Raw genomic sequence first — 11647 nt, forward strand, 5'->3', positions numbered from 1 at the left:
AACAAAAAATCAAATTAAATGTGTAACGAACGCCTATCCCCTAACATTACTACGTCTAATTTGTAATTTATACTTACATGAACCTGACTAAAATTGTATTTGTCTTTACCCGCCCGTGCCCCCTTAAATTCCATTGGCACAATCCAAAAAAGCCGTTTGCGCTTTTCGACACCCTTAGTCGAAAGGCAAACGGATGGATGGTTTCTGAACTTATCCCACTCGCGCTTCTTCATACGCGTCTAATGCCGCCTGCACCGCTTCACCCGCCGGCAGCTTGACGCCGGCCCGGAGCAGTACCGCCTCCAGCGCACCCAGCAGGTGCAGGATATTCGTCTGCCTGCAGCTGTATCCCATGGTGCCAATCCGCCAAATCTGACCCGCGAGCGGTCCAAAGGAGCTGGCAATTTCGATGCCGAATTGGTGAAGCAGCATCGCACGTACCGTCTCCCCGTCTACGCCCTCCGGAATATGCACGCAGGTCACCATCGGCAGCTTGGACAGCGGGTCGCCGTACATGGACAGTCCCATCGAGGTCAGCCCGGCCATCAACGCGGATTCGTGCAGACGGTGCCGCTTGAAACGCGCCTCCAGTCCCTCGGCCAGCACCAGGCGAAGTCCTTCATGAAGCGCATACAGCATGGAGGTCATCTCCGTATGATGGTTCAGCCGCTTGGGGCTCCAGTAATCCTGCAGCTGGGCCAAATCCAGATAATTGCTCTGGATGGGACTAGGCCCCGGCGAAGCCTCCTGTAACGGGAGGGAAGCGGCATTGCTGCGCAGTCCCCGCTCAATGCGTTTGCGGGCAACAATTTTCCGCTCTGCGCGTTCGTTATACGTTATCGGCGCCATGCCTGACGGAACGGACAGGCACTTTTGCGTGCCGCCGATGACCGCGTCGAGCTGCCAGGCGTCCGTATCGACCGCCGTGCCGCCAATGGTTGCTACGGCGTCGACGATCAGCAGTGCGCCGTGTCGACGGCAGGCTTCGCCGATCCCGGCCAGCGGCTGCATCCGGCCCGTGGAAGTCTCCCCGTGCACCATGGCGACGACATCCGGCTGCTCGCGGCCGATGGCTTCGATCAATTCGGCAGGGTCAAACACAGTACCCCACGACTTCTCCTGTGTAATGACCCTGCCGCCGCACCGCTCGGCGATTTCGTGCAGCAGGTGGCCGAAACGCCCGTAGATCGGGACGAGCACCCGGTCCCCCGGCTCGATCAGGCTTGCCATCACGGCCTCAACCCCGGACCTCGACGTCCCGTCGACGGGATACGCCCACCGGTTGTCCGTACGAAACAATTCGCGCAGCATTCCCATCGTTTCATTCATCAGCTCCGTAAATGCCGGATCGAATTGACCAAGAATCGGATAAGACATGGCCCGCAGCACGCGCGGGTCAGCTTCTACCGGTCCCGGTGTCATAATGATGCGCGAAATCGGCACAAATTCATTCCAGCTTCCCCCGGATACCCTATTCATCATCCAACCACTCCTGTCGTATAGGCAAGCTCATGCAGGCAGGCAGCTAAAACTGCCGCTCCTTCCGCAAGGTGAGCCGGCTCCGTGTATTCCTCCTTGGCATGGCTGATCCCGCCCCGGCTCGGAACGAACAGCATGGCCGCGCGGCTGATGGCAGCCATCATTTGCGCGTCGTGTCCCGCGCCGCTGACCATGCGCAGGTACGGCAGACCCGCCTCCATGCACAGCCGCTCGATCCGTCCCGCCAGCGTACCGTCCATCGGGACAGGCTCTGTCTTCAGCCAGCAGTCGGCCTTCACCTGCAGCTTTCTTGCGGCGGATATCCGTTGGAACGTCTCAAGAACGGACTCGCTGAACTCGTTCAGCATCCAACTCTCGGCATGGCGGATATCCAAGGAGAAGCGTACCTCGCCGGGAATGACGTTCGGAGTATTGGGCCAGGCTTCGATCCGCCCGACGGTCGCTACCACTCCATTACCGGCCCGCTTCGCCATTTCCTCCACCCGGACGATCATGTCGGCCGCTCCGGCCAGCGCATCGGCACGATATGACATCGGCGTCGTTCCCGCGTGGTTGCTGTTGCCCGTCACCGCGATCCCGTACCGGCGCTGTCCGACGATCGATTCGACCACGCCGATTCGCCGTCCGGCTGCCTCCAGCACGACACCCTGTTCGATGTGCAGCTCAACGTAATCGCCAATGTCCCTCCGGCGGCAGTCGGGTTGGCTCCCGTGTCCGAAGCCAGCTGCTTTCATGGCCTCATCCAGCGATACGCCATCCGCGTCGTAAATGCCGGTTCCATCGCCGATCCGGTAGCGGCCGCCAATACTGCCCGAGCCCCAATACGTTAAGGGAAACCGGCTGCCTTCTTCCTCGCAGAAGGAGACCACTTCGAGCGTACGGAAAGGCATCCCGAACCTCCGCTTCAAATAGGACAACGCGGCGATACCGGCGGCGATGCCGCCGGCTCCGTCGTAGTCTCCGCCGGCGCGGACGGTATCCACGTGGGAGCCAGTCAGAACCACGGGTAGATCGGGACGGGTACCCGGCAGCCGGCCGTAGAGGTTCCCGACCCGGTCATAACGCACCTCCAGCCCCGCATCTGCCATGCGGCCGGCCAGCAGCCGCTGCGCCTCCTGCCAGGACGGCGAATACAGCAGCCGGGTGACGCCGCCCCCGGGTTCGCCCCCGATCCGGCCCAGCTCTTCCAGCAGACGCATCATATCAGCAAAAGCACCAGATTCAGCGGCAATATTCATGGCGCCACAACCTCCCCGCTGCGGCCGGCAGTGTGCGGCTTCAGCGGTGTCAGCCGCCGGCCGGCACCCGGACTTACGATTCCTCCCTCCGGCGTATAGACCAGGCGGCCCCGGCAGTACGTCGCAGCTACGGAGCAGCTGAAAATCCTGCCGATATATGGGCTGTGCCGGTGGCGCTGCAGCAGATCCTCTCTGCGCAAGACGTGCGGAGACGATGGCTGAATCAGCACCAAATCGGCATCCATTCCCACCTGAATTTTGCCTTTGCGGCGGCCAAGGCCAAATCTTCCGGCCGGACGTTCCGACAACAGCTTCGAGAGCTGCGGAAGCGGAATTCCCCGCTTGATCCAGCCTTCCTCCAGCATCAGCAGCAGGGTGCTCTGGGCACCGGCGATGCCGCCCCATGCTCCAAAGAAGCCGCCGCCTTCGGTCACGGCCTTCATCGCTTCCGGGCAGGGTGAGTGGTCGGAAGCGATGAAATCAATCGCACCCGCCTTTAGACGTTCCCACATGCCTTCTATTAGAAAGGCCGAACGGAGCGGCGGCGCACATTTGGCCGCCGGTCCGATGCGGATCATATCCTCCTCGCTCAAAGTCAGATAATGCGGGCAGGTCTCCAGCGTTACGTCAAGGCCGCGCTGTTTGGCATCCTGAATCAGATCCACCGCTTCGGGGCTGCTGATGTGAACGAAATGCAGGGGGCATTCCGTCTCTTCCGCAAGGGCAAGTGCGGAGGCTACCGCCTCGAGTTCGGCTTCGACCGGGCGGGTCAACGCATAAGCTGCCGCATCGGTCCGCCCTGCGGCAAGGGCCTCGGCGGTCAGGCGTGACGTCATTTCGTCGCTTTCGGCATGCAGGGCAAGGAGGCCACCGAGACCGGCAATGCGCCGCATCCCTTCCCTCAGTTCGTCCGCCCCTACCTCACGGAATCGTCCCTCCCCTTCCCCGCCGGGATTTGACATGAACGCCTTGAATGCGATGACGCCGGCATCGGCCAGCGCTCGCAGCTGGTCCATTCGCCCTGGCACCAGTCCGCCCCACAAGGCATAATCCACCGCCGACCGGCCTTGCGCCAATCGTTCTTTGCGCCGCAGCGCATCCAGCGTAACCGTCGGCGGGTTTCCGTTCAGCGGCATATCCGCGTACGCCGTGCAGCCGCCGGCCGCGAGCGCGGCAGAGCCCGTCTCAAACCCCTCCCAATGTCCAAAGTTTGGCTCATTGAGATGGACATGCATATCCACCACGCCGGCCATGACGATCTGGCCGTCCGCTTCTACGATTTTCGAAGCGGACATCCCCGAGATGCGGTCTTTGATTTCGGCGATCTTTCCATCGCGGATGGCGATATCCATCTTTGCGACTTCGTCCTCAAGCACGACGTTTCCGCCGCGTATGATCCATTCTTCGTGCGCATCCATGCTTCGCCCACCCCTTTTTCTATCAGCTTCCGCGGTACGTGCTGTACCCTCCCGGCGCCAGCAGCAGCGGGATATGGTAATTTTCATTGCCGTTAGACACCCTGAACCGGATCGGAACAAGGTCCAGAAACGAAATCCCGTGGGCCGCCGCCTGTTGACGGAAATAATCGCCAACCCAAAACGTCAGCTCGTATTCGCCCCCGGGTACCAAATCGCCGTCCCACAGCGGCTGCGAAAGACGCCCATCAGCTCCCGTTATACCGGATGCCAGCAGCCGTCCCCCTTCCGCTTCCCGCCCCAGCAGCCGGAGTTCTACCTTAAGGCCGCATGCAGGCACCGCGCGGGACGTATCGAGCACATGTGTCGAAATCCGCCCGCTCATCCGGAACTGACGGTGCCTTCGGCCGGCTCCGGTGCGGCAATTAGATCTTCCCGGGTCATCGAAAAGCCCTGAAAGCCGAATGGCGGGCGCGGCTCGGTAAAGACCCCGGATGACAAGCCGTCCGCAGGTTCCACGACCGTCTCCCAAGTCCTGTTGCTCGTTTCAAACCGGACCTCGGCCAGCTGCGGAAACCGGATCAGAATCCGCTGCCCGATCAACCAGATCAAATGCTGGATCGACGGGGTCGCAAATTCATAAAAGACGTTCTGGGCAATGTCTCGTATCTGCTGGACGGGCACATGCTTGCCTACCTCCGGATGGATCGCATCCTGTGGGTCTTCATATCTCCAGCGGATATCGAGAAATATAAAGAGCGGCCGGTCATAGGCATCAGGCAGCGTCGTGTATTCATCGCATATAAAGCCATAGAACGAGCTGCCGCTGACTTTGATCAGCTGCAGGTCCGACAAGCCGCTCCACGCCTCGTCGAGATCATACCCCTCGGCGCCGCGCGCCAGCTTCATCTCCGCGGAGGCATGATCGTTGTAAGAACGCCTGTACACAAGACGGTTATCCAGAAACCCTCCCGGGCCCGGCACCGGCAGAGGAAGAAAGGGAATCCGGTTAGCCGACAGCCGCACGGTGTCGATATGGCCGTAAGTCTCCATAAACCGTACGGCCAAAAAATGCAGCAGCGCTTCCGTCGTCCCTCCTGCAAAAGTTGCAGCTTGGCGCAAAATAAAATTTTTCATGGAATCGGTGGCCACCAGCTGCGCGTTGTCCCCATCGGTGAACGAAGTCAGCAGAGCGTCACCGCTGACCGCAAAACGAATGTTATGGGCAAACAAAATATTATCCTCCCCCACAAAGGGAGATTCTGGTATTGGGGCCGCTTCCAACGGCTCTGCGTAAGTCCTGTAAACAAGGACATCTCCTTTTCCGTAATAAAGCGTGCGTCCGGAGTTTATTTTCAGCATGATTAAGTCATCCTTTCTGTTCGTGGCTGCGATCCGTGACGATCCGCCCCAGCCTGATTCGCGTAATTCGGGCAATCTCATGCAGCGCTTGCGTCCATTCGCGCTCCGGATCATGATCCATTCTTTGCCGCATCGCTTGCGCGATGTCGTCTTTGGTGCATCCGGTCACGGCCTTAATGAAAGGAAAACCGAATTTGCTTACATACTGCGCATTCATGGATGCAAAGGCTTCGTATTCCTCCCCGGTCAGCTGATCCAAACCCGCGCCCCGCTGCTCTTGTGCCGAAAATGCTGTGACTTGCATGCGCGTGGCAAGGTCGGGGTGCGCCTGAAGCAACGCCAGCACAAGGGACTCAGGCGCTGCGTACACCTGCTCCATCATCCGCTCGTGCAGCTCCGCAGCCGATGCGAACGGCCGCAGCTCCCATACCTGCTCCGCCACCCAAGGCGAATGCTCGAAAACGCCGCCCAGGTGCCGGACGAACGTTTCGGTCGTCCCTTCGTTCAGTTCGTTGATCGTGATCATATGCGCGCATCCTCCTTCCCTCCGGGACCACACCTTTCCCGGATGATCCGTTCCGATGCTCTCCGGACCGACCTTAGAATCGCCGCGTATCCCGTACAACGGCACAGATTGCCGGACAGCGCTTCTTCTACCTGTTCCGGCTCCGGATCGGGATGTTCATCAAGCAGCGCAATGACGGTCATGATCATTCCCGGCGTGCAGTAACCGCATTGAAAGCCCCCTTCCTCCAAAAAAGCCTGCTGCACGGGATGGACTCCATCCCGTCCGATGCCTTCGATCGTCGTAACGGACCGGCCCTCCGCCTGATACGCAGGGACCAGGCAGCTGTTGACCGGCACGCCGTCCATATGCACCATGCAGGCGCCGCACCGACCGATGTCGCATGACCGTTTCGTCCCGGTCATGCCCAAATCGTCACGGAGAATGTCGAGGAGCCGTCTGGACGGCGATATGTTCAACGACACCCTCCCGCCATTGATCTCGCAGGTCCACGGCTTCAGCCGGATACGATCCTTTTCGGATTTCATACCGTCTCCCCCTTTCTCCCAAGGAAGGATGCATCTTGCAGCAAAGCCGGATTCGCTGGGAGTTTCTCCAGCCAAATTCCCGTCGCCTGCCGGACAGCCGCTGCGATGGCCGGCGCAAGCCCGACAGAGCCGATCTCGCCAATTCCTCTCGGCCCGTGCTCGTCGCCTTCCGGCAGATCCTCGATCGGCAGCACTTCGACGGGACCAGCCAAGTCGGCTGCGGTCGGAATGAGATAGGTGTCGAGGTTGCCGGTTTTGTATATCCCCTCCTCCATGACGGCATCCTCGCTCAGCGTAAAGCCTAGCGCCATCCCGCTCCCTCCCTCGATTTGGCCAAGATAGCCCTGCGGGTTCATGACCGGGCCTGCGGCCACGGCATGGAACTGGTCCAGCAGTCGAATGCGCCCGGTCAACCGGTTCACCTCGATCCTGACACAAACCGCGGCATACGAATATAAATAGTGAGCTCCGATCCGCGCGGTAGGGGACACAGGGTATGCGAAGCTCGTTTCGGCACGGATGGGATCCTTCCCGGCGGCGGCCAGTTCCTGGTACGTCATCACCCGCTTCTGTGTGTAAATGTCGTAAATACCTCCGTTACCGATCCGGAGACATTCTACCGACACGCTCGCAGCTTCGGCAGCGGCGGCAAGCAACCGTTCTGTAAACGGCTTCTGCATGCGCTTCAGTGCCTGCCACATCATGCTGGTCGCTCGGGACGCAGTGCTGGAGCCGCTGTCCGGCACCGCATCGGTATCCCCGATAACGAGCCTGAGATCGGAAGCGTCCAGACCGTACATCTCGACCAGCATTTGCTCCAGCGTCGCGAGCAGCCCCTGTCCGCATTCTTCGAAACCGAACGCGACCTCTACTTTCCCGTCTTGCGCGAGCAGAAGCCGGCCACCCGACGGGTCGGGAATGCCATAACCAAGGCCTGCACCATGCATGACGAAAGCAGCTCCGACGCCGGTCTGAATCCAGGGCGGCCGGTTCCCGCTTTCCGTGAGATGTTCCCGTTCCCGCCACAACCGTGATTCCCCCAAGGCATTCCATACTTTGAGTGCCCCGCCAGTCGCCGAAATCGGCTGACCGAAGGGTCCGGTCCCGTCCGCCGGAAGCAGGTTGATGCGGCGGAATTCCCATGGGTCCATGCTGAGCGCCTCGGCGAGGCGGTCCATCTGGCCCTCCAACGCAAACAGCGCCTGATTGCCGCCAAATCCCCGGAACTCGCCGGACATGCCGTTGTTTGTGAACACCGAGATGCTTACGGCATCGACGGCGCCGAAGGCATAAGAACCAACGGCATGCTCCGTCGCAAAGTTCAGCACCTCCGCACCCAGCGTGGCGTAAGGGCCCGTATCGGCCAGAACCCTGACCTGATGGGCAAGGATACGCCCCGATGCGTCCGCGCCGGTTTTCATGTGAATGGTCATCGGATGGCGCTTCAGGCCGGCCCGTACCGATTCCATGCGGGATTGGTGAATCTTCACCGGTTTGCCCGTCACCCTGGCGAGAAGCGCCCCGTACGGCTGGACGTTTAATTCGTCCTTCCCGCCGAAGGAGCCCCCGATCGGGCTGGACACGACTCGGATCGACTCCGGAGGGACCGCCAAAATCCGCGACAGCTGCAGCCGGTCCATCAGGCCGTGCTGTGTAGGAGAGTAGACGGTAAGTCTCCCCTCTTCTCCCGGAACGAACAGCCCGCCTTCCGTTTCCATATAGGTGTGCATCTGGCGCGGCGTCCGGTAGGTCGCCTCCACGATATGAGCGCACATCCCGAACGCCTCGTCGGCATCGCCACGGCGGTACTCGCTTCGGTGAAGCAGGTTGCCGTCCTGATGAAGCTGCGGCGCACCTTCGGCCAAAGCTTCTTCGGGCTCGGTAAGAACCCGGAGCGGCTCGTAATCCACCTCGATCAGCTGAAGGGCGTATTCGGCGACTTCCGGCGTAGCCGCTGCGACGGCCGCCACGGCATCGCCCGTATACCGGACCCGGTCCTCGCAGAAGACCGGCTGATCGGCGCGGGCGATGCCGAAACGGTTCAGCCCGGGCACATCCTTCCAGGTCAGGACCGCCTCCACGCCGGGCAGCGCCAACGCCCGTTCCGTCCGTACGGACCGGATGGCCGCATGCGGATGAGCCGCACGCAGCACCCGGCCGTATAGCATATCCGGCGCGCTCATGTCCGTCAAATACTTGAGCTGCCCCGTCACTTTATCCGGGCCGTCCGGACGCACCCTCCAGCGCGTTCCGCTGCTGGATCGGCTCAGCATAGCGTCTCCCCTCCTTCGGATGCAGTCTGTTGAAGCAGCTGCCACAAATCTGCGGTGATCAGCGATGCCGCCGTCTTGCGGCGGTAGGATTCTCCGGCGAATATATCGCCAGCCGGTCTGTACTCTTCCATGACCCGTTCATAAACGTCCGGAAGCCGGCTCAGGTCTGCCTTGCTCCCTTCCAGCCATGCTTCAAGAGCGCCAAGGCGGGCAGGCTTTGCTTTCCCGCCGCCTGTCGCGATCTTCACCTGCCGGAAACAGCCGGCGGCATCGATTTCCGCAGACACTGCCGTCGTAACGAGCGACGGGGAGAAGGCTTCGCGTCTCCCTACTTTGTGGTAGACCGCGATCCGAAGCAGCGAAGGCAAGCCGTTATCGCTGCCCGATGCCTGTTGGATCCCGGTCGCATCCGCCCTTGCAGGAAGCTTGATCGTCAGCAGGATCCGGTTAGGGTCCAAGGCATCGGCGGCACGAAGTTCCAGCCATTCCGTCAAAGGCAGCGGCGCCATGGGGCCGTGTTCATCCTGCCATTCCAACTCTGCGTCATAGAGGAGCAGCGCCGGCAGCACGTCCCCCACACCGGAGCATACGTTACCTCCGAGCGTCGCCACGTTTCGTACAGATGACGCTGCCGTGCTGCGGATGGCTTCCCCCACCAAAGGGTAAAGGCTGGCTAGGCTCGGATGTCTCCGGCATGTTCCGAGGGTTACCTGGGAACCGATGCATAATCCCCCGGCCTGCATGAACACCTCCCGTAAGCCGGTCACACGCTGTAGGTCGATCCAATGCGGGGAAATGCTCCGTGTTCCGGCCTCCCATTCCGTACGGAGGAGTGTGCCGCCAGCGACATAGTCCGCTTGCTGACCAAAACGGCGTTTCAGCAAATAGGCTTCCCGGGCATCTGCCGGATGCCATACAGTCGGTGCACTCATCACCGGGTTGAAGGTAGCATCCATGGCCATCTCTCCTTTGCAGTGTCTTGAATGCATCTTGGTGTTTAAATGGAATAGATTGGTTGGTTTTTCACACTATACGCCGCCACCGTGTTTGTGTAAATAAACTTAACTTCGATTTGGGAGTCATGCACAATCACGTTCGTTCGCGTTGTGCCCGATGCCAAAATTGGGCATGACCCATCAGATTTATGTCATTATTTCTTACACACAGGGAGATGTCAGTTCGTCTGAAGCGTCCATATTCGTTTTGCCTCCGCCCACTCTTCCGGCGTGTCGATATCCAGAACAAGCAAAGGATCGGCAGGGGCCAAGCGGAGCCCTTGAAACCGCGAAGAATCCAGAAGGCGCTTCGCCCCCTGATCCCCTTTCAGTCCGGCTGCCGCCTCAAACATCGTTGCCGACAGAACCGCAGGCGGCATCGCCTCCCTTCCCGCCTCGCTCATCACATAATCCAGCCCGGGAGCTGATCGCCACGCGTCGATCAGCTGCATCAGCCAAGCCGGCGACACGTACGGCTGGTCGGCCAACGCCACAAGCACCGCATCGGCACCTGCATCGGAAGCAGCACGGATGCCGCACTGCAGCGAGAGCGCCATGCCTTGATCCGCTTCCAGGCAGACAGCGACGACAATGCTAGGGCCGTCCGCTTGGTCTGCAAGGAGGCCGGCGTTCAGCCATACCAGCGGGTCTTCGGGATGAACGACTACGATCAACCCGCTCAGGCCGCTGTCCCGAAGCGCCACCAAGCCGCTGCCGGCCAGATGCATACCTGGTGCAAGCTCCAAGGACTGCTTGCGGCAGCCCATTCTCCGGCTGCTTCCCGCCGCAAGGTATACGCCCATGATGCTCATGCATGCCGCCTTTCCCGAACAGCCGCTTCAGTGCCGCTCTTCCACTGCACCAGCCGGGCCGCGATGCTGACGGCGATTTCGGCGGCGCCTTCCGCTCCAATGGAAAGACCTGCAGGGGCATCCACGAAGTCCGGGAGCGGCAGCTCACCAAAGAGCAGCCCGATCCTCCGCGCGGAGCCGATGACGCCGACGTACTCCGGCTGCAGTGGAAGAAGGCGCTGCAGCATCTCCCGGTCGCGGCGCAAATGATGGCTGGCAAGGACGACGTAATCGCGCATGCCGATGCGCAGCTCCTCAACGATCCTGCCGGCATCGCCAACAACCGTTTGGGCCAGCGGGAACCGCTCCTTGCTGCACCAATCGTCGCGCCAATCCGCCACCGCTGTCGTAAATCCGATGGAGCGCGCCATCGCCTCCAGCGCCGCCGTTTCCTCCCCGGCGCCGAAAATGATAAGCCGGCGGCTCGGAGCCAGCCGGGTCGCATAGAAGAACACTCCCTGCCCTGCAACCGAATCCTGAATTGGGCCGTCTTCCTCCAGCCGGTAATCCATTTCTTGATCCGGGCGGAGTTCCCGAACGAGCCGGACAGCCGTCCCCTGTAGGACGATTTTGACCGCTTCCAGAAGCACCGCTAGAAGACGGCCTTCGATCGGCTCCAGCAAAATGACCAGCTCGCCTCCGCAGCCCATATCCTCTCCCCAGATCGGGTCGACGCCAGGCTCAGTATTATAACTCACCCATTCGAAACGGCCGCGCTCGAGAATCCGGGGAACCCTTGCAGCGAGATCCGCTTCCAGACAGCCGGGGCTGATGCTGCCGATGCGGTGTCCATCCGCGGCCATCAGCATCATGGCTCCGGACTTGCGGTAAGCATGGCCGCGCACCGATACCAGGCTCGCAAGCACGGCCGTCCCCTCTTCATTCTGCACGTACCGGAGAATGCTTTCCGTCTCCATCCGAACTCCTCCTTACATGCATTTTCCTAAAAATACAGCGATC

11 protein-coding genes are annotated in these 11647 nt (G+C 60.8%); all 11 read right to left on the reverse strand.

Features of this window, described 5'->3' with window-relative positions; translation table 11 throughout:
* Positions 1-210: 210 nt before the first annotated feature.
* Entirely contained in the window at positions 211-1482 is a 1272-nt protein-coding gene (locus GCU45_RS03420) for a pyridoxal-phosphate-dependent aminotransferase family protein (protein WP_280117494.1), read from the reverse strand.
* Positions 1479-2738 (reverse strand): Zn-dependent hydrolase, encoded by a 1260-nt coding sequence (locus GCU45_RS03425; protein WP_152398070.1) that lies wholly within the window; start codon positions 2736-2738, stop codon positions 1479-1481. The genes GCU45_RS03420 and GCU45_RS03425 overlap by 4 nt, the downstream gene beginning before the upstream one ends.
* The gene (gene allB / locus GCU45_RS03430; RefSeq protein ID WP_152398071.1) at positions 2735-4156 is read right to left on the reverse strand and encodes an allantoinase AllB; all 1422 of its coding nucleotides are present in this window, start codon (positions 4154-4156) and stop codon (positions 2735-2737) included. Before allB ends, GCU45_RS03425 begins: the two co-directional genes overlap by 4 nt.
* Before the next feature lie 22 nt (positions 4157-4178).
* Positions 4179-4538 (reverse strand): hydroxyisourate hydrolase, encoded by a 360-nt coding sequence (gene uraH, locus GCU45_RS03435; RefSeq protein WP_152398072.1) that lies wholly within the window; start codon positions 4536-4538, stop codon positions 4179-4181.
* The gene (pucL, locus tag GCU45_RS03440) at positions 4535-5515 is read right to left on the reverse strand and encodes a factor-independent urate hydroxylase (protein WP_152398073.1); all 981 of its coding nucleotides are present in this window, start codon (positions 5513-5515) and stop codon (positions 4535-4537) included. Before pucL ends, uraH begins: the two co-directional genes overlap by 4 nt.
* A 7-nt stretch (positions 5516-5522) precedes the next feature.
* On the reverse strand, positions 5523-6041 hold the full coding sequence (gene uraD, locus GCU45_RS03445; protein ID WP_152398074.1) for a 2-oxo-4-hydroxy-4-carboxy-5-ureidoimidazoline decarboxylase: 519 nt from the start codon (positions 6039-6041) through the stop codon (positions 5523-5525).
* The gene (locus GCU45_RS03450; RefSeq protein WP_152398075.1) at positions 6038-6568 is read right to left on the reverse strand and encodes a (2Fe-2S)-binding protein; all 531 of its coding nucleotides are present in this window, start codon (positions 6566-6568) and stop codon (positions 6038-6040) included. Before GCU45_RS03450 ends, uraD begins: the two co-directional genes overlap by 4 nt.
* Positions 6565-8841, reverse strand: coding sequence for a xanthine dehydrogenase subunit D (gene pucD / locus GCU45_RS03455; RefSeq protein WP_152398076.1), 2277 nt, complete (start codon positions 8839-8841; stop codon positions 6565-6567). Before pucD ends, GCU45_RS03450 begins: the two co-directional genes overlap by 4 nt.
* Positions 8835-9797, reverse strand: a complete 963-nt coding sequence (locus GCU45_RS03460; protein ID WP_167527079.1) for an FAD binding domain-containing protein — start codon at positions 9795-9797, stop codon at positions 8835-8837. Before GCU45_RS03460 ends, pucD begins: the two co-directional genes overlap by 7 nt.
* A gap of 218 nt (positions 9798-10015) precedes the next feature.
* Entirely contained in the window at positions 10016-10648 is a 633-nt protein-coding gene (locus GCU45_RS03465; protein ID WP_152398078.1) for a nucleotidyltransferase family protein, read from the reverse strand.
* The gene (locus GCU45_RS03470; RefSeq protein ID WP_152398079.1) at positions 10645-11604 is read right to left on the reverse strand and encodes an XdhC family protein; all 960 of its coding nucleotides are present in this window, start codon (positions 11602-11604) and stop codon (positions 10645-10647) included. Before GCU45_RS03470 ends, GCU45_RS03465 begins: the two co-directional genes overlap by 4 nt.
* Positions 11605-11647 lie beyond the last annotated feature (43 nt).

This window comes from Paenibacillus cellulositrophicus, assembly GCF_009363095.1.
Taxonomy (GTDB): Bacteria; Bacillota; Bacilli; order Paenibacillales; family Paenibacillaceae; genus Paenibacillus_AQ; species Paenibacillus_AQ favisporus.

Bases quoted from the DNA above. Each gene is read 5' to 3' on its own strand.
- GCU45_RS03420 (WP_280117494.1), bottom strand. From the start codon at position 1,482: ATGATGAATAGGGTATCCGGGGGAAGCTGGAATGAATTTGTGCCGATT.
- GCU45_RS03425 (WP_152398070.1), bottom strand. From the start codon at position 2,738: ATGAATATTGCCGCTGAATCTGGTGCTTTTGCTGATATGATGCGTCTG.
- allB (WP_152398071.1), bottom strand. From the start codon at position 4,156: ATGGATGCGCACGAAGAATGGATCATACGCGGCGGAAACGTCGTGCTT.
- uraH (WP_152398072.1), bottom strand. From the start codon at position 4,538: ATGAGCGGGCGGATTTCGACACATGTGCTCGATACGTCCCGCGCGGTG.
- pucL (WP_152398073.1), bottom strand. From the start codon at position 5,515: ATGCTGAAAATAAACTCCGGACGCACGCTTTATTACGGAAAAGGAGAT.
- uraD (WP_152398074.1), bottom strand. From the start codon at position 6,041: ATGATCACGATCAACGAACTGAACGAAGGGACGACCGAAACGTTCGTC.
- GCU45_RS03450 (WP_152398075.1), bottom strand. From the start codon at position 6,568: ATGAAATCCGAAAAGGATCGTATCCGGCTGAAGCCGTGGACCTGCGAG.
- pucD (WP_152398076.1), bottom strand. From the start codon at position 8,841: ATGCTGAGCCGATCCAGCAGCGGAACGCGCTGGAGGGTGCGTCCGGAC.
- GCU45_RS03460 (WP_167527079.1), bottom strand. From the start codon at position 9,797: ATGGATGCTACCTTCAACCCGGTGATGAGTGCACCGACTGTATGGCAT.
- GCU45_RS03465 (WP_152398078.1), bottom strand. From the start codon at position 10,648: ATGAGCATCATGGGCGTATACCTTGCGGCGGGAAGCAGCCGGAGAATG.
- GCU45_RS03470 (WP_152398079.1), bottom strand. From the start codon at position 11,604: ATGGAGACGGAAAGCATTCTCCGGTACGTGCAGAATGAAGAGGGGACG.